At 74.3% G+C, this 16,507-nt stretch carries 16 protein-coding genes; 5 read left to right on the top strand and 11 right to left on the bottom strand.

Annotation, left to right across the window (positions count from 1 at the left end; translation table 11 throughout):
* Positions 1–18: 18 nt before the first annotated feature.
* Complete coding sequence (locus tag AB0881_RS22715; protein ID WP_366619565.1) at positions 19–837, bottom strand: AraC family transcriptional regulator; 819 nt, start codon at positions 835–837, stop codon at positions 19–21.
* A 311-nt stretch (positions 838–1,148) separates the two neighbouring features.
* Here AB0881_RS22715 and AB0881_RS22710 point away from each other — a divergent pair, with 311 nt between their 5' ends.
* From AB0881_RS22710 to AB0881_RS22700, 3 genes are all read left to right on the top strand, one after another.
* A complete protein-coding gene (locus AB0881_RS22710; protein WP_366619563.1) occupies positions 1,149–1,502 on the top strand; it encodes a chorismate mutase in 354 nt (117 codons plus the stop codon).
* A 94-nt stretch (positions 1,503–1,596) separates the two neighbouring features.
* Complete coding sequence (locus AB0881_RS22705; protein WP_366619677.1) at positions 1,597–2,346, top strand: AzlC family ABC transporter permease; 750 nt, start codon at positions 1,597–1,599, stop codon at positions 2,344–2,346.
* Positions 2,343–2,654, top strand: a complete 312-nt coding sequence (locus AB0881_RS22700; RefSeq protein WP_366619561.1) for an AzlD domain-containing protein — start codon at positions 2,343–2,345, stop codon at positions 2,652–2,654. The genes AB0881_RS22705 and AB0881_RS22700 overlap by 4 nt, the downstream gene beginning before the upstream one ends.
* A 16-nt stretch (positions 2,655–2,670) precedes the next feature.
* Here AB0881_RS22700 and AB0881_RS22695 read toward each other — a convergent pair whose 3' ends face one another.
* The 3 genes from AB0881_RS22695 to AB0881_RS22685 all read right to left on the bottom strand — a co-directional run bounded on the left by AB0881_RS22695 (position 2,671) and on the right by AB0881_RS22685 (position 4,645).
* Positions 2,671–3,600: an RluA family pseudouridine synthase gene (locus AB0881_RS22695; RefSeq protein ID WP_366619559.1), complete on the bottom strand. Its 930-nt coding sequence runs from the start codon at positions 3,598–3,600 to the stop codon at positions 2,671–2,673.
* Positions 3,600–4,184, bottom strand: a complete 585-nt coding sequence (gene lspA, locus AB0881_RS22690) for a signal peptidase II (protein ID WP_366619675.1) — start codon at positions 4,182–4,184, stop codon at positions 3,600–3,602. Before lspA ends, AB0881_RS22695 begins: the two co-directional genes overlap by 1 nt.
* A gap of 80 nt (positions 4,185–4,264) precedes the next feature.
* On the bottom strand, positions 4,265–4,645 hold the full coding sequence (locus tag AB0881_RS22685; protein ID WP_366619673.1) for a TraR/DksA C4-type zinc finger protein: 381 nt from the start codon (positions 4,643–4,645) through the stop codon (positions 4,265–4,267).
* A gap of 882 nt (positions 4,646–5,527) precedes the next feature.
* On the opposite strand from AB0881_RS22685, the gene ileS reads away from it, so the two are divergent.
* Together ileS and AB0881_RS22675 are read left to right on the top strand one after the other, a co-directional pair.
* Positions 5,528–8,731 (top strand): isoleucine--tRNA ligase, encoded by a 3,204-nt coding sequence (gene ileS, locus AB0881_RS22680; RefSeq protein WP_366619557.1) that lies wholly within the window; start codon positions 5,528–5,530, stop codon positions 8,729–8,731.
* Between the two features lie 114 nt (positions 8,732–8,845).
* Positions 8,846–9,721, top strand: a complete 876-nt coding sequence (locus tag AB0881_RS22675) for a DUF1707 domain-containing protein (protein WP_366619555.1) — start codon at positions 8,846–8,848, stop codon at positions 9,719–9,721.
* Between the two features lie 35 nt (positions 9,722–9,756).
* Here AB0881_RS22675 and AB0881_RS22670 read toward each other — a convergent pair whose 3' ends face one another.
* From AB0881_RS22670 to ftsZ, 7 genes are all read right to left on the bottom strand, one after another.
* Complete coding sequence (locus AB0881_RS22670; RefSeq protein ID WP_366619554.1) at positions 9,757–11,022, bottom strand: hypothetical protein; 1,266 nt, start codon at positions 11,020–11,022, stop codon at positions 9,757–9,759.
* A gap of 145 nt (positions 11,023–11,167) precedes the next feature.
* The gene (locus tag AB0881_RS22665) at positions 11,168–12,097 is read right to left on the bottom strand and encodes a DivIVA domain-containing protein (protein ID WP_366619552.1); all 930 of its coding nucleotides are present in this window, start codon (positions 12,095–12,097) and stop codon (positions 11,168–11,170) included.
* 49 nt (positions 12,098–12,146) lie between these two features.
* Positions 12,147–12,431 (bottom strand): YggT family protein, encoded by a 285-nt coding sequence (locus AB0881_RS22660; protein ID WP_366619550.1) that lies wholly within the window; start codon positions 12,429–12,431, stop codon positions 12,147–12,149.
* A 23-nt stretch (positions 12,432–12,454) separates the two neighbouring features.
* Complete coding sequence (gene sepF / locus AB0881_RS22655; RefSeq protein ID WP_366619548.1) at positions 12,455–12,997, bottom strand: cell division protein SepF; 543 nt, start codon at positions 12,995–12,997, stop codon at positions 12,455–12,457.
* Between the two features lie 105 nt (positions 12,998–13,102).
* Positions 13,103–13,807, bottom strand: coding sequence for a YggS family pyridoxal phosphate-dependent enzyme (locus AB0881_RS22650; protein WP_366619546.1), 705 nt, complete (start codon positions 13,805–13,807; stop codon positions 13,103–13,105).
* Positions 13,804–14,559, bottom strand: a complete 756-nt coding sequence (pgeF, locus tag AB0881_RS22645) for a peptidoglycan editing factor PgeF (RefSeq protein WP_366619671.1) — start codon at positions 14,557–14,559, stop codon at positions 13,804–13,806. Before pgeF ends, AB0881_RS22650 begins: the two co-directional genes overlap by 4 nt.
* Positions 14,560–14,605: 46 nt before the next feature.
* Positions 14,606–16,087 carry a cell division protein FtsZ gene (ftsZ, locus tag AB0881_RS22640; protein ID WP_366619544.1) on the bottom strand — a complete coding sequence of 494 codons (1,482 nt, stop codon included), beginning with the start codon at positions 16,085–16,087 and terminating at the stop codon, positions 14,606–14,608.
* Between the last annotated feature and the right edge of the window lie 420 nt (positions 16,088–16,507).

The following is a 16,507-nucleotide window of genomic DNA, read 5'->3' as shown; positions in this document are numbered from 1 at the left end:
GCACCGCGCGTGACCCGGTCAGGCGGTCGCGCGGCCCTCGCGGTACGCGCCGGGCGGCACCCCGACGGTCCGCTTGAAGTGCCGGGTCAGGTGCGCCTGGTCGGCGAACCCGGTCCGGGCGGCGACCTCCGCCGGGCGCATCCCCGCGTCCAGCAGGCCGCGGGCGCGGCGCACCCGGACCTGGTTCAGGTACGCGTGCGGCGGCAGGCCCGTGACCGCCCGGAACGCCCTGGCCAGCTGGAACGTCCCGACGCCCACGGCCTCGGCCAGCTCGTCCAGGCGGGGCGGGTCCAGCAGGCTCTCGTGCAGGATCTCCCGCGCCCGGCGGACGGCCGCGGGCATCCGCGCCTCCGCCGGCCCGTCCGGGAGGTGCCCGGCGTGCCGCAGCAGGCTCGCCGCGGCCGCGCGGAACAGCGAGGAGGTCGCCAGCGCGTCGCCGTGCTCGCCGGCGCGGTGGACGGCGCGCAGCAGCCCGGCCGCCTCGGGGTCCACGACCAGCGTCTCGGGGAAGTGCGGGGTGCCGGGCGGCGCGCCGAGGTCGGCGGCGACCGCGCTCATCACCTCGATGGTGGGATAGAGCACGCGGTACGCCCAGCCCTCGGGGACGCCGGCCTGCCCGGTGTGCACCACGCCGGGGTTGACCAGCGCGATCGAGCCCGGCCCGGCGCGCAGCGTGCGGCCCGCGTACTCGAACTCCTCGACGCCGTCCTCGATCAGGGCGATGGCGTACTCGTCGTGGGTGTGCCGGTCGTAGCGGTGGGTCACGTAGCGGGCGCGCAGCAGGTCGACCCCGGGCAGGCCGGGATGGCTCCAGTAATGTGCGACCTCGCCTGTCATGCCTGGAATGCTAGCTCTCTGCGCGACCGCTCCCGTCTCACGAGCTGAGACCTCAGGTCCACGGGTTGGCGCCGCCGCCCGCCGGTCGCCTACCATTGCGGCCATGGAACGTCGCTATTTCGGGTTTACGCAGCCGGCTCCGGGCGAGCCGGTCGCCGCGACCTGAGCGACGACCCCGGAGCCGGCCGAAGGCAGAGTCCCGCGGACTCTGCCTTTTCTCTTGCGAGCGCGGCCCCGGGCAGGCACCCCCTCCGGCGCGCCGGCCGCGGCGCCGCACCCGTCACGCCGTACACGCCTGAGAGGGACGACCGATGAGCGAACCCACCACCGCCGCCACCGAGGAACTGACGGTGGCGCTGCCCCGCACCGACCGCCTGGCCACGCTGGCCGACGCCCGCGCCGCCATCGACGGCATCGACGCCGCCCTGGCCGCGCTGCTGGAGCGGCGCGCCGCGGTCGCCGGGGTCGTCCAGCGGCTCAAGCCGGTCGGCGGCTTCGCCGGCCGCGACCCCGAGCGCGAGCGGCTGATCGTCGCCGCGATGGCCGAGCGCGCCCCCTCGCTCGCCGCCGGCCATCTCGCCAAGATCATGAACGCGGTGATCGAGGCGGGGCTGGACGCCGCCGAGCGCAAGAACGTTCAAGACGCCCCCGCGGGCGCTGACTAGCGTCCCCGCCATGAGTGCGACGGAATCGGCGGCACCGGCGGTGGACGATCCGCCCGGGGCCGCGCCCGCGGACGGCGCGGCCCGTTCCGCGGCGATACGGAACGGGTTGGGCGTGGGCCTGGCGGTCGGGCTGTCCGGATTCGCGTTCGGCGCGGCGGCCTCCACGGCCGGGCTGACGGCGGCGCAGGCGTGCGTCCTCAGCCTGCTGGCCTTCACCGGGGCCTCGCAGTTCGCGCTGACCGGCGTGATCGGCGCGGGCGGCGGCCTGGCGGCGGGCGTGCTGGGGGCGGTGCTCCTCGGCGGCCGCAACGCGCTGTACGGGCTGCGGCTGGCCGACCTGCTGCGGGTGCGCGGCGCGCGGCGGCTCCTCACCGCGCACGGGGTCATCGACGAGACGACCGCGGTCGCGAACGCCCAGCCCGACCGCGCCTCCGCCCGGACCGGCTTCTACGTGACCGCCGCCACCATCTACGTGACGTGGAACCTCACCACGCTGCTCGGCGCGCTCGGCGCCGCCCGCCTCGGCGACCCGGAGACCTACGGGCTGGACGTCCTCGGCCCCGCCGCCTTCCTGGCGCTGCTGTGGCCGCGGCTCACCGCCGGGCGGACCGAGGCGCGGGTCGCGGTGGGCGCCGGGGTGATCGCCATCGCCACCACGCCGCTGCTGCCCCCGGGAGTGCCCGTGATGCTCGCGGCACTGGCCGCGCTGGTCGCGCTCCTCCCGTACCGGCCGGGCCGCGCCGCCCGCGGCCGCCCGGCGGGCACAGAAGGCCCAGAGGGCACTGGGGGCACTGAAGGCACTGGGGGCGCAGAGGGCGCGCATGGCACGGAGGAGGCGCGATGAGCGTGTGGATCGCGGTGATCGCCACCGGCATCGGCTGCTACCTGCTGAAGCTGGGCGGCCTGGTCACCCCGCAGCGCGTGCTGGACGACCCGCGCGTGCGCCGGTTCACCGACCTGGTGCCGGTGGCGCTGCTGACCGCGCTGATCGCCGTCCAGGTGCTGGCCCCGGAGGGCCGGACGCTGGAGTTCGACGGGCCCCGGACGGCCGGGCTGGCGGCCGCCGTGGCGGCGCTGCTGCTGCGCGCGCCGTTCCTGGTGGTGCTGGCCGTGGCCGCCGGGGTCGCGGCGGGCCTGCGCCTGATCGGCTAGCCCGCCGCGGCCGGCACTACGACTCCGACTCGACGATCTCCAGGGCGCGCGCCAGATCGTCGGGGTACGGGCTGGTGAACTCCACCGGCTCCCCCGTCGTCGGGTGCTCGAACCCCAGCCGCGCCGCGTGCAGCCACTGCCGCCGCAGCCCCAGCCGCGCCGCCAGCGTCGGATCGGCGCCGTAGGCCATGTCCCCCACGCAGGGGTGGCGGATGGCCGACATGTGCACCCGGATCTGGTGCGTGCGGCCCGTCTCCAGGTCGATGTCCAGCAGGGTGGCGGCCCGGTAGGCCTCCACGGTGTCGTAGTGCGTCACCGACGGCTTGCCGCCCGCCACCACCGCGAACCGGCCGTCCCCCGAGGGATGCCGGTCGATGGGCGCGTCGACCGTCCCGCGGAACGGGTCGGGATGCCCCTGGACGAGCGCCTGGTAGCGCTTGTCGACGGTGCGCTCCTTGAACGCCCGCTTGAGGCGCGAGTAGGCGATCTCGCTCTTGGCGACGACCATCGCGCCCGTGGTGTTGGCGTCCAGCCGGTGGACGATGCCCTGCCGCTCGGCCGCGCCGCTGGTCGCGACGGTGTGCCCGGCGCCCAGCAGGCCGCCCAGCACCGTCGGGCCCGTCCACCCGGTGGTCGGGTGGGCGGCGACGCCGGTCGGCTTGTCGACCACGACGATGTCGTCGTCCTCGTACAGGATCCCCATGCCCGGTACCGGCTCGGCGACCGGCGCCGGCGCGGCGGGCGGCGGCGGGAGCGTGACCTCCAGCCACGCGCCGCCGTACACCCGGTCGGACTTGGCGACCTCGTTGCCGTCCAGGAGGACGTCGCCCGCGGCGATGATGTCGGCGGCCCGGCTGCGGGACAGCCCGAACAGCCGGGCGAGGGCGGCGTCGATCCGCTCGCCCTCCAGGCCGTCGGGGACCGGGAGGCTGCGCACGTCCGCCATCAGGCCTTCTCCTCCGGAGCCTTCTCGCCCTCACCGGCGTCGCCCGCGTCCTCGGCGACCCCGGTGTCCCTGGCCTCTGTGCTGTTTGTGCTCTTTGTGCCCTCTGTGCTCGCCGGGCTCGCCTTGCCGTCGGAGATCCGGGTGCCGTCGAGCTGCAGGCCCCGGGCCGCCAGCACGACGGCCAGGACGCCGCCGCAGACGATCGCCGAGTCGGCCAGGTTGAAGACCGGCCAGTTGGGGACCTCGATCCAGTCGACCACGTGGCCCTTCAGCGGCGCGGGCGCGCGCAGCATCCGGTCGGCGAGGTTGCCGACCGCGCCGCCCAGCATCAGTCCCAGGCACACCGCCCAGGGGGTGCTGCGCAGGTCGCGGGCGGTGCGCAGGATGGCTATCACCACGCCGATGGCGATGCAGGTGAACACGATCGTGTAGCCGGTGCCGATCGAGAACGCGGCACCGCTGTTGCGGGTCTCGCGCAGCGTCAGCAGCCCGCCCAGCAGGCGGACGGGCTCGCGGTCCTGGAGCGTGGCCACCACCACGATCTTGGTGACCACGTCCAGGGCCAGCGCGGTCAGCGCGATCATGATCAGCACGCCGATACGGCGCGGCCGGGGGGATCCGCCCGGTCCCCCCTCGGCGGCGCGCTCGGGGTTGGTTTCGTCGTTCAGCGACGTTCCTCGCGTTGTTTGCATGACACGCATAGCGTCGCACGCGGGAAGGCCTGCAGGCGCGCCTTCCCTACCGGCCTGGCACAGGATTCGCAGATCCCGTACGTGCCGGCGTCGATCCGCTGTACGGCCCGCTCCGTCTGGGCGAGCAGGTCACGCGAATTGTAGGTCAGGGAGAGCTCGTGCTCGCGCTCGTAGGTCTTGGCCCCGGTGTCGGCCTGGTCGTCGCCCGCCCCGTCGGCGGCGTCGCCCTCGGCGATCTGGGTGGTGGAGGCGGCGATCTCGGCCTCCAGCGCGGTGATCTGCGCGGCCAGCGCCGCCCGCACCTCGGCCAGCTCCGTCCCGGTCCAGCGGTCCTCGCCCTCGCGCACCGGCAGCGCCGCGGCGGCGGACGCGGCGGACTCGGTGGACGCGGCGGACTTGGTGGACGCGGCGGACTTGGTGGAACGGGACGCGGCGGCGCGCTTGGCCGTGCCCGTGCTCCGCTTCGCCGCGCCCTTCTTCGCGGCGGGCTTGGCCGCGGTCTTCGCGGCCGGCTTGGCGGCCGGGCGGGCGGACTTGGCCGAGGACTTGGCCGCGGCCTTGCCGCGGGTCCCCGGGCTCTTCTTGCCGGACCCCTTCTGGTCGGGGATCTTCGTCCCGGCGGCCTCCGCGGTCGTCTCCCCCCTCCCCTTGGCGGCCGTGCCGGCCCCCTTCGCGCTGATCTTCTCGACGGGCAGTGCGGGCAGCATGGGTCCCCTTTCGGTGAGTCGGCGCACGACCTGGCTTCATTACCGTCCGCATATGCCCGATCGCGGTCCGGCGAGAACCCGAGGTTCCCCAACAATCTGCGAAGAGAGTTGCGCCACACCCGCCCCGGACGCCCCGTACGCGGGGGAAATGGAAAGAGTTTTGCCCGGCCGTGCGTTACCCTCACTGCGAGCAGTCAGATCGGCAGGCCGTGATGGGGACACCTGCCGCCGAAGGCCGGCCATGAGCGACCCGGGGACGGTGCGAGCCCGGGGGCGGGGCACGGCGGTCTGATCACCCCGGAGCCGCCGGAGGAACCGCCGCACCCGTACTCCCGAGGCGGGCGCGGCGCAGTAGAACCGGCCGCCGAGACTCGAACGAAGCGGATCGCGCCGTACCGCCACCGGTACGGACCGCGGTCAAGGAGGGTGGTACCGCGGGACCCGGCCCGGCAGCGGCGGGCGGGCGTCTCGTCCCTCCGGTCCACGTGCAGTCACACCAGAAACACGTCGATCCGGAGGTTCGCCCACGTGACCCGCAGTTTCCGGCCCCTGCCGACGCAGGTCGACCTGCCCGCCCTGGAGCGGGAGATGATGGGCCGCTGGCAGGAGCGCAAGGTTTTCGAGCGCTCCCTGGAGCGCACCGCCTCCGGCCCGCGCTGGCTGTTCTACGAAGGCCCGCCCACCGCCAACGGCATGCCCGGCGTGCACCACGTCGAGGCCCGCGTCTTCAAGGACGTCTTCCCGCGCTACCGCACGATGAAGGGCTACCACGTCCCCCGCAAGGCCGGCTGGGACTGCCACGGGCTGCCCGTCGAGGTGGCGGTGGAGAAGGAGCTCGGCCTCACCGGCAAGAAGGACATCGAGGACTACGGCATCGCCGAGTTCAACGACCGCTGCCGCGAGTCGGTGCTGCGGCACGTGGACGCCTTCGAGGAGATGTCCGACCGGATGGGCTTCTGGATCGACAGCGCCCAGGCGTACCGGACGATGGACCCCGAGTACGTCGAGGCCGTCTGGTGGTCGCTGAAGGTCGTCTTCGACAAGGGCCTGCTGTTCCGCGACTTCCGCATCACCCCGTACTGCCCGCGCTGCGGCACCGGCCTGTCCGACCACGAGCTGGGGCAGCCCGGCGGGTACGAGACGATCAGCAGCCCGTCGGTGTACGTGCGGATGCCCGCCACCTCCGGCCCGCTGGCCGAGCTGGGCGCGTCCCTGCTGATCTGGACGACCACGCCCTGGACGCTGGTGTCCAACACGGCGGTCGCCGTCCACCCCGAGGTCACCTACGTCGCCGCCCGCCCGGCCGGGTCGGACCCGGAGACGGGCGAGGTGCTCGTGGTGGCCGAGCCGCTGGTGGACCAGGTCCTCGGCGAGGGCGCCGAGCGGCTGGCCACGTTCCGGGGCACCGAGCTGGAGCGGACCGCGTACAGGCGCCCGTTCGACCTGGTCGACATCCCCGACGCCCACTACGTGGTGCTGGGCGACTACGTCACCGTCGAGGACGGCACCGGCCTGGTCCACCAGGCGCCCGCGTTCGGCGGCGACGACATGGCCGTCTGCAAGGCGTACGGCATGCCGGTCGTCAACCCGATCGGCCCCGACGGCCGCTTCCTCGCGGACGTCCCGCTCGTCGGCGGGAGGTTCTTCAAGGACGCCGACGAGGCGCTGACCGACGACCTGCGCGCCCGCGGCCTCCTCTACCGGGGCGGCCACTTCGAGCACAGCTACCCGCACTGCTGGCGCTGCCACACGCCGCTGCTGTACTACGCGCTCCCCGCCTGGTACATCCGCACCACGGCCGTCAAGGACCGGCTGCTGGAGGAGAACGAGAAGACCAACTGGTTCCCCGAGACGGTCAAACACGGCCGCTACGGCGAGTGGCTGCGCAACAACGTCGACTGGTCGCTGTCGCGCAGCCGCTACTGGGGCACGCCGCTGCCGCTGTGGGTCTGCGGCGAGGACGAGGACCACGTCACCTGCGTCGGCTCCCTGGCGGAGCTGGGCGAGCTCGCCGGGCGGGACCTGTCCAAACTCGACCCGCACCGCCCGTACGTGGACGACGTGACGATCCCCTGCAGGGAGTGCGGCGCGGAGGCGCGGCGCGTGCCGGACGTCATCGACGCCTGGTACGACTCCGGCTCCATGCCGTTCGCGCAGTGGGGCGCGCCGCACCGCAACAAGGAGGTCTTCGAGTCCTCCTACCCGGCGCAGTACATCTGCGAGGCGCAGGACCAGACGCGCGGCTGGTTCTACTCCCTGATGGCCGTGGGCACGCTGGTGTTCGACCGGTCGTCGTACGAGAACGTCCTGTGCCTCGGCCTGATCCTGGCCGAGGACGGCCGCAAGATGAGCAAGCACCTGGGCAACGTGCTGCGGCCCATCCCGCTGATGGACGAGCACGGCGCCGACGCGCTGCGCTGGTACATGCTGGCCAGCGGCATGCCGTGGGCGTCCCGCCGGGTCGGGCACGGCGCGCTCGAGGAGATCGTCCGCAAGGTGCTCCTCACGTACTGGAACACCGCCTCCTTCCTGGTCCTCTACGCCAACGCGGCGGGCGCCCAGGGCGAGGCGTGGACGCCGGACCGGCTCGCCGAGGCGCCCGCGCCGGCCGACCGGCCGCTGCTGGACCGCTGGGCGCTGGCCGAGCTGCACCGCACGGTCGGCGAGGTGGACGCGGCCCTGGACGGCTTCGACACCGCCGCGGCCGGGCGGCGGCTGGCCGAGTTCGTCGACGACCTGTCCAACTGGTACGTGCGGCGCTCGCGGCGGCGCTTCTGGGAGGGCCCGGACACGCCCGGCGGCGCCGCGGCGTTCGCCACCCTCTACGAGTGCCTGGAGACCCTGACGCGGCTGATGGCGCCGATGGTCCCGTTCCTCACCGACTACGTGTGGGACGTGATCCGGCCGGCCGGCGCGCCGGAGTCGGTCCACCTGGCCGACTTCCCGGCCGTCCGGGAGGACCTCCTCGACGCGGAGCTCTCGTCCCAGATGGCCCTGGTTCGCCGTCTGGTGGAGCTGGGGCGGGCGGCCCGGGCCACAAGTGGGGTCCGCACCCGCCAGCCGCTCGGGCGCGCTCTGGTGGGCGCGCGGGGCTGGGCGGAGCTGCCGGCGGAGCTGCGCGGCCAGATCTCCGAGGAGCTGAACGTCCTGGCGTTCGAGGAGCTGGCGTCGATCGGCGGCGACCTCGTCGAGTACGAGGTGAAGCCGAACTTCCGCGAGCTGGGCAAGCGGTTCGGCAAGGACACTCCGAAGGTCGCCAAGGCCGTGACCGGCGCCGACCCGGCCGCCCTGGTCGGCGCGCTGCGCGCCGGCGGGACGGTCACGGTCGAGGCCGCGGACCTGGGCCGGGTGGAGCTGTCGCCCGCCGAGGTGATCGTCACCGAGCGGCCGCGCAGCGGCTGGGCGGTGGAGAGCGCCGGCGGCGAGAGCGTCGCGCTGGACCTGGACGTGACGCCCGAGCTGCGGCGCGCGGGCCTGTACCGGGAGGCGGTGCGGCTCGTCCAGGACGCCCGCAAGTTTACCGGCCTGGAGGTCACCGACCGGATCGAGCTGTGGTGGCGGGCCGCCGGCGACGAGCTGGCCGAGGCGCTGCGCGCGCACGAGGCCGAGCTCGCCGGCGAGGTGCTGGCCGCGGCCGTCCGCGAGGGCCGTCCCGAGGGCGGGCCGGAGCGCGACCTGCCCGCGCAGCAGGACGACGAGCTGGGCCTGACCTTCTGGCTCCGCAAGGCCTGACGCGCGCGAACGGGGCGGGCCGTCCGGTATCGGACGGCCCGCCCCGGGCCGATAACGCGCGGAAAGCGCCGAAGGGCTTTGTCGCGACACATCGCGTTTGCGATGATGAGTCGCGTGAACCCGTCTGAACCCTCCGACCCGAGCCCGGCCCCCGCGCCCGCACCCGCGCCGGCCTCCACCCCGGCCTCCGCGCCGGCCTCCGCGATGCGCGCGTCCGACGCCGACCGCGACCGGGTCGCCGACCGTCTCCGCGAGGCCCTCGCCGAAGGGCGCATCACGCCGGAGGAGCACGCCGAGCGCATCGACGTCGTCTACGCGGCCAAGACCTACGCCGAGCTCGAACCGGTGCTCAGCGACCTGCCCGGCGGCCACGCCCCGCCGGCGCCGCGCGTGCGGCTGGACAAGGACCTGGACGGTGATCTGGACCGGGACCCGGCCGGGGACCCCGGGCTCCGGCTGCCCGCGCCCGAGAAGCACGCCGCCTCGATCGTGGCGGTGTTCTCCGGCGCCGACCGCCGGGGCCGCTGGCTCGTCGAGCCGTCCACCACGGTGTCCTGCCTGTTCGGCGGCGCCGAGCTGGACTTCCGGCAGGCCGTGCTGTCGCAGCGCGAGGTCACGCTGAACGTGACGTGCGTCTTCGGCGGCGTGGACATCACCGTCCCGCCCGGCGTCCGGCTGGTCAACTCGGTCTCGGCCGTGTTCGGCGGGGTCGACCTGCCCGACGACGACACCACCGACCCGGACGCGCCGGTCATCCGGATCACCGGGATGGTGCTGTTCGGCGGGGTCTCCGCGTCCCGGCGCGAGGCCGGGTCCTCATCGCGCGCCGACCGGCGGCGGGAGCGCCACGACCGCCATCGGGCCCTGCGCGATCTGCAGCGCGAGGTGCACGAGCGGCACCGCGAGGACATGACGGACATGCGGGAGCTGCACGACGAGCGGCGGGAGCATCTGCGCAGGCTGCGCGAGTCCCGCCGCCGCCACTGCTGACGGCCCGGACCGTACGGTCCGGGCCGGGCGCCGGGTCAGGCGTCGTCGGGCCGGCAGACCAGGCAGGGCGTGCAGCCCCGGGTCCGGGCCTCGGCGCGGGAGATCGTCTCCAGGTCCTCGGCCTCGTCGCCGATGTCCTCGATCAGCGAGCAGTCGGCGCGGTGGTAGCGCTTGGTCCCGCTGAGGATCCGCACCGTCGCCTCGTCCGGCGCCGCGTCGCCCTCGCCCGCGGGCTCGGACGGCGGGGCGTCCTCCGAGGCCGCGGTGGCGGGCTCGACCGGGCCGGCCGGCGCGTCCGCGGCGCCGCCAGGGGCGGGCCAGGCGGACGGGACGGGGTCGGCCGCGGGCGCCGGTGCGGGAACGGAGCCGGCCGCCTTCTCCGGGCGGTCCGCCTCCGGGTGCGCCTGCGGGTCGCCCGCGCCGGGCACCGGCGCGGAGGACGGCGGCTCGGTCACGGGGATCTCGGTGGTCGCGGCCGCGGCGTCGCCCGCGGCAGGACCGCTCGCGGCGGGCTCGCGCCCGGCGAACTCACTCTTGGCCGGCTCGCTCTTGGCGGCCTCGCTCTTGGCGGCCTCGCTGCGCAGGGCCTCGGCCGGAAGCGGCGTGGTGGCCCCCGCCGGCGGGGGGCTCTTGCTCAGCCCCACCGGGCCGGGCCCGCCGGACTCGCCCTTGCCGCCCGCCGTACCCTCGGCCGGTCCGCTCCCGGCGGCCTTGCCGCCGGCCGGGACGCCCGCGGGGACCGACACCGCGGCGCGCGCCGCCAGTGCGGTGTCGGGCATGCAGGCGGTGCAGGAGCTGAAGCCCTCTTCCCTCGCCTCGGCGTAGGTCAGCTCTTCCTTGTCACGGCCGGCCAGCTGCCGGCACGTGTCGAGGTGGTAGCGCTTGCGGCCGCGGACCACGAAGACCACCGCGTGGTCGGGCACGTCGGCCGGCGGCGGCGGGATCTCGGTGTCGTCGTCGGCGGGGCCGGCGGTCGGGCCGACCGGCGCGGCGGGCTTGCCCCGTCCCGCGGCGGGAACGGGAGCCGCGGCCGGCTTCTTGCCCTTGGACTTGGCCTTGTCCTTACGGGCGCTCTTGCGGGCGGGAGCGACGGCCGCTCCCGTGCCGAAGAGCTCCTTGCGGCGCAGGAACACCCCGATGGCCAGGCACAGCGCGGACACCACGCTGACGCCGATCGAAATATAGATCACCACCAGCGCGTCCAGGCCGAGGACCTGCGCACTCTCTCCGTTTCCGGCGACGATGCCGGCGACGAGCAGGGCGATCGCCACAATGACGAGAACGCCACTCAGGATGATCACAGGGTCTCTCCCCCTTCACGGGCCGCAATCCCCGGTCCGTGGCCGGCCGGAGGCCGCCGACCGGGCTCCGAAACGCCGCCGGGATGGCCCCGCTGCCATCCGCGGCGCGGCGAATGGGAAGACACTATCGCCTGCGGCGCGCCCGTCAGCGCCTCTCGTGCGGCGGGTTGTCGCCACCCGAGTGGAACGCGCCGGTCGCCGAGTGCTGGACCTGCTGTGCGTGCTGCGCCGGCTCGGCCGGCGGCGGGAACGAGGCAGGGCCGGTCGGGGCGGAGCCGCCGCCGGAGGCGCCATTGCGGTTGTCGTGCTGGATCGCCGCCTGCGGGCCGGTCTGCGCGGCGCCCTGCTGGCCGCCGGGCACGGCCGGGAAGCCGCCGGTCTCGGTGCTGCCGGCCTCCAGGTCGCGCAGCTGGCCTTCGAGGTACACCTTCAGCCGGCTGCGGTACTCGCGCTCGAACGCGCGCAGGTTGTCGACCTCGCGCTCCAGCTCCTCGCGCTGCTGCACGAGCGAGCCCATGACCTGGCGGTGGCGCTCCTGGGCGTCCCGGTCGAGGGCCTCGGCGCGGGAGCGGGCCTCGCTGACGATCTGGTCGGCCTGCCGGCGGGCCTTGCCGAGGATCTCCTCGGCCTCGCGGCGGGCGCGGCCCAGCGTCTCGTCGGCCTCCCGGCGGGCGTCGGCGATCGCCTGGTCGGCGGTCTGCTGCGCCAGCGCCAGCACGCGCGCCGCGGTGTCCATGTTGTCCTCGCCGGACGGCGCGGGCGCCATGCCGAGGCCGCCGCCGAGGCCCACGGGCTCGGGCTCGGGCTGCTGCACCTGGGGCTCGGGCGGCCGGGGCGGCTCGGGCATCTTGGCCACGTCGGGCTTGGGCTCGACGATCGGGGCGGCCATGGCGGGAACCTTGCCGCGCAGGCACTCGGCCAGCTTGGCGCGCAGCTCCTCGTTCTCCTGGATGAGGCGGTCGAGTTCGGCCTCGACCTCGTCGAGGAAGGCGTCCACCTCCTCCTCGTCGTACCCCGGCCTCAGCCTGGTGGTACTGAACTGCTTGTTCCGCACGTCGGCGGGTGTCAGCGGCATGTTCGTCTCCTTGGCGCGCTTGGAGTCTGTCCCAAAGGACGGTATCCGATCAGAGCCTCTGCACGAAGATGATCATGACCCAGACCACAAGGATGAGGACAGTGAAGCTGAGGTCCAAGGCCACGTTACCCAGACGCATGGGGGGGATGAAACGCCTCAGGAGTTTCAGTGGCGGATCGGTGATGGTGTAGGTGATCTCGGCGATCACCAGCAGCGGCCCCGAGGGCTTCCACGACCGTGCGAACGACTGCACCATCTCCAGGACCAGCCTCCCGATCAGGAACAGGAGGAAGAGGTAGAGGATGATCGTCAGCACGGATCCAACGTTGGTCACTGAGACACTCTCACATGTGGCGGTCAGCTTTGGTTGAAGAACCCTCGTTCTGCCATCCGGGCCTTGTCCTCCGCCGTCACCTCCACGTTGGCGGGTGAGAGGAGGAACACCTTGTTCGTAACACGCTCGATGCTCCCGTGCAGGCCGAATACGAGACCTGCCGCGAAGTCGACCAGACGTTTGGCGTCGCTGTCGACCATCTCGGTCAGATTCATGATCACCGGCGTTCCCTCACGGAAGTGCTCCCCGATGGTCCGGGCCTCGTTGTAGGTCCTCGGGTGCAGCGTAGTGATACGCGCGAGGTCGGTGGTACCGGACTCGTAGAGCGCCACGGAACGGCGCTCCGCGGCCGACGCCGAGTGATGATCGCGATCCCGGTCCGCGGTCTCGTCCGCTCGGGTAAGCTGACCGCCGGACTCCTCGTCGCGAAGACGGCCCGCCCGGCCCTGGCCGGGGTCGGCCTCGTCGTCGTAGACCTCGTACTCGTCGTAGTCGTACTTGTCGTCGTAGCGATCGTCCTCCACGAGGCCGAGGTAGACCGCCATCTTGCGCATCGCGCTGGCCATATGCCCCTCCGTCGTCCTGTGGCCGCGGCGCCCGGCGCCCGGCGCCGCCTTCGGACCGCTCCGTCTGTGTGGCCTGCCGTTTCGGCAGGTACCACTGGGGGGACATTACCTGACGATTGCCCGTCGGCCGCCGAGCAACGCCGTACCGACACGCACGTGTGTCGCGCCACACGCGATCGCCACCTCCAGATCCCCGCTCATACCGGCCGAGATCGCACCGGCGTCCGGATGCTCCGACCGCAGCGAGGCCGCGATCCCGGCGAGCCGCTCGAACGCCGGGGCCGGGTCGGCTCCCAGCGGCGCGACCGCCATCACCCCGCCCGGCTCCAGGCCCTCGGCGTCCGCGATCGCCGCCGCCAGTCCCGGCACGTCCGCCGGGGCCGCGCCGCCGCGTCCCTCCGCCTCGTCCAGCGAGACCTGCACGAGGCAGCGCAGCGTCCGCCCCGCCTTCACCGCCGCTGTAGAAAGCGCGGTGACCAGCCTGGGCCGGTCCACCGACTCCACGACGTCGGCATAGGCCGCCACGGAACGGGTCTTGTTGGTCTGCAACTGGCCCACGAAGTGCCGGGTCAGCGGCAGGTCCGCGGTCTCCGCCGCCTTCGGCGCGGCCTCCTGGTCGCGGTTCTCCGCGACGTCGGTCACGCCGAGCCCGGCGAGCAGCCGCACGTCGGAGGCCGGGAAGGTCTTGGTCACCGCGACCAGCGTCACCTCCGCCGGGTCCCGCCCGGCGGCGGCGCAGGCGGCCGCGATGCGCGCGCGGACGTCGGCGAGGTTGGCCGCCAGCTCGTCCCGCCGTTCCGGGGACGTCACGGGCGGCCGCCCTCCAGCCAGACGTAGCCGGCGAACCGGCCGGTGCGGCCGTCGCGCCGGTAGGAGAACAGCTCGGGCGTCTCGATCGTGCACCGCGGGTCGATCCGCACGTCCGGCACGCCGGCGGCGGCCAGCTGCGCGGCGATGCCCGCGCGGATGTCCAGCCCGGCCGTGCCGTCGCGGGTGACGGAGTACGCCTCCGGCACCACCGCGCACACCTCGGCGCGCATCGCCTCGGGCACCTCGTAGCAGGCGCCGCACGCGGCGGGCCCGATCGCGGCGGCGATCCGGGACGCCTCGGCGCCGTGCTCCAGCATCCGCTCGACCAGCGCGGGAACGACACCGGCCAGCGTCCCGGGCCGTCCCGAATGCGCGGCCCCCGCCACCCCGGCCACGGGGTCGGCCAGCAGGACCGGGGCGCAGTCGGCGACCAGCACGGCCAGCGCGAGCCCGGGCACCGTGGTCACCATCGCGTCCGCCTCGGGCGGTTCCGCGTCCGGGACGCGGGGCGCGGTGACGACCTCGACGTCGGCGCCGTGGACCTGGCGCATCCAGGCGACGCGGCCGGGGTCGAGGCCCAGGGCCGCGGCCGTCCGGGCGCGGTTGGCGCGGACGGCGGCGGGGTCGTCGCCGACCGCGCCGCCGAGGTTGAGCGAGTCGTAGGGCGCCCGGCTGGAGCCGCCGGCCCGCGCGGTGAACGCGGCGCCGGCACCTCCGGCGAGGGCGACGCGGGTGAGGCCCGCGCCGGGCACGGGGATCGGGTCCGCCACGGGGGCGGCGTCGCCGGTCACGCGCGCGTCACTTGAGGAAGTCGGGGACGTCGAGGTCGTCGTCCTCGTCGAACACCACCGGGCGGCGGCGCGGGCCGGTCGCGGCGGCACCGCCGTCGGCGGCCTCGCCGGCGTGCACGCGGGTCGCGGGCGTCTCGCCCGGGCGGGGCGCCGGCGGGCGGGCGGGCTCGGGCTCGGCCTCGCGCTCGGGCGCGGCCGATCCGGCGGCCGGGCGGGCGGGCGCCGGCTCGGCGGGGCGCGCGGCCGGCTCGTCGCCGGCGCCCGCCGCGGCGGACCCGGCGTCGGCGGAGGAGCGCTCCTCGGCGGACTCGGACCGCGGCCGCTCCGGCTCGGCCGGCCGCTGCGGCGGCGCGGGCTGCGGCGCCTGCGCCGGGGCCGCGGCGGCCTGCGCCACCGACTGCTGCGGGCCGGTCTGCGCCGATCCGAACGCGTCGGACCGGCCGACCCGGCTCGGGATCGGGTTGGCGGGCGACGCCGGCGGGGCCGGGCGGGGCGGCGGCGGGAGCCGCTTGGTCTCCGGTTCGGGCGCCGGCTTGGCCGGCCGCCCCTCGTCAAAACCCGCGGCGATCACGGTCACCCTGACCTCGTCGCCCAGCGCGTCGTCGATGACCGCGCCGAAGATGATGTTGGCGTCCGGGGCGGCGGCGTTCGACACCAGCTGGGCCGCCTCGTTGATCTCGAACAGCCCCAGGTCGGAACCGCCGGAGATGGACAGCAGCACGCCGTGCGCGCCCTCGATGCTGGCCTCCAGCAGCGGGCTGGAGATCGCCATCTCGGCCGCCGCGACCGAGCGGTCGTCGCCGCGCGCCGAGCCGATCCCCATGAGCGCCGAGCCGGCACCGGACATGACCGACTTGACGTCGGCGAAGTCGAGGTTGATCAGGCCGGGGGTGGTGATCAGGTCGGTGATGCCCTGCACACCGGACAGCAGCACCTGGTCGGCGGCCTTGAACGCGTCCAGCACGCTGACCTGGCGGTCGGAGATCGACAGCAGCCGGTCGTTGGGGATCACGATGAGGGTGTCGACCTCGTCGCGCAGGGTCTCTATCCCGGCCTCGGCCTGCATCGCGCGGCGCTTGCCCTCGAAGCTGAACGGGCGGGTGACCACGCCGATCGTCAGGGCGCCCAGCGAGCGGGCGATGTTGGCCACGACGGGCGCCCCGCCGGTGCCCGTGCCACCGCCCTCGCCCGCGGTGACGAAGACCATGTCGGCGCCCTTGAGGACCTCCTCGATCTCCTCCCGGTGGTCCTCGGCGGCCTTGCGGCCCACGTCCGGGTTGGCCCCGGCCCCCAGTCCCCGGGTGAGCTCGCGGCCCACGTCGAGCTTCACATCGGCGTCACTCATCAGCAGCGCCTGGGCGTCCGTGTTGATCGCGATGAATTCGACGCCCTTGAGACCCTCTTCGATCATCCGGTTGACGGCGTTGACGCCGCCGCCGCCGATTCCGACGACCTTGATGACCGCGAGGTAATTCTGCGGTGCTGCCACGACGAGGGGCCTTTCCGCTCGCTCTATCCAACCCGCCGGGCCGGCCTTCCGGTCGGCCCCGCCGCGGTGTTCCTGACCATGTCTTGTTTAGGAGACGGGCCCGGGCGTTTCCGCCGCCCTGAACCCTCACCCTCAACTTGAGGCTTACAGTTATGTCAACCTGAGGACTGATACGGACAGTAGGGCGGCCCAACCGCCAGGGTCAACTAACCTCCCCCCGAGTGAACCGGCGTGTCGCGGGAAGCGCCGGATGCCCTGGTCGGCGAAGAACGTCACCGAAACTCCTCCCATCACTCCCCTTCCACCGCCGCGTGCACCGTCACCGCTCAAGCGTGCCCCATCGCACGTCCGGAATCGCCGCGACACACGCACCGGATCCGAGTCCCTCCCAGGTACCCGTGCCCGAGGCGCCGCACACGT

The organism is Spirillospora sp. NPDC029432 (assembly GCF_040703975.1).
GTDB lineage: Bacteria > Actinomycetota > Actinomycetes > Streptosporangiales > Streptosporangiaceae > Spirillospora.
Note: the sequence above shows the minus strand (reverse complement) of the source record. Positions and strands in the feature narration are given on the sequence as shown.

What these genes read in the sequence shown, in the direction of transcription:
- AB0881_RS22715 (WP_366619565.1), bottom strand. Translation starts at nt 837, where the DNA reads ATGACAGGCGAGGTCGCACATTACTGGAGCCATCCCGGCCTGCCCGGG.
- AB0881_RS22710 (WP_366619563.1), top strand. Translation starts at nt 1,149, where the DNA reads ATGAGCGAACCCACCACCGCCGCCACCGAGGAACTGACGGTGGCGCTG.
- AB0881_RS22700 (WP_366619561.1), top strand. Translation starts at nt 2,343, where the DNA reads ATGAGCGTGTGGATCGCGGTGATCGCCACCGGCATCGGCTGCTACCTG.
- AB0881_RS22695 (WP_366619559.1), bottom strand. Translation starts at nt 3,600, where the DNA reads ATGGCGGACGTGCGCAGCCTCCCGGTCCCCGACGGCCTGGAGGGCGAG.
- lspA (WP_366619675.1), bottom strand. Translation starts at nt 4,184, where the DNA reads ATGATCGCGCTGACCGCGCTGGCCCTGGACGTGGTCACCAAGATCGTG.
- AB0881_RS22665 (WP_366619552.1), bottom strand. Translation starts at nt 12,097, where the DNA reads ATGCCGCTGACACCCGCCGACGTGCGGAACAAGCAGTTCAGTACCACC.
- sepF (WP_366619548.1), bottom strand. Translation starts at nt 12,997, where the DNA reads ATGGCCAGCGCGATGCGCAAGATGGCGGTCTACCTCGGCCTCGTGGAG.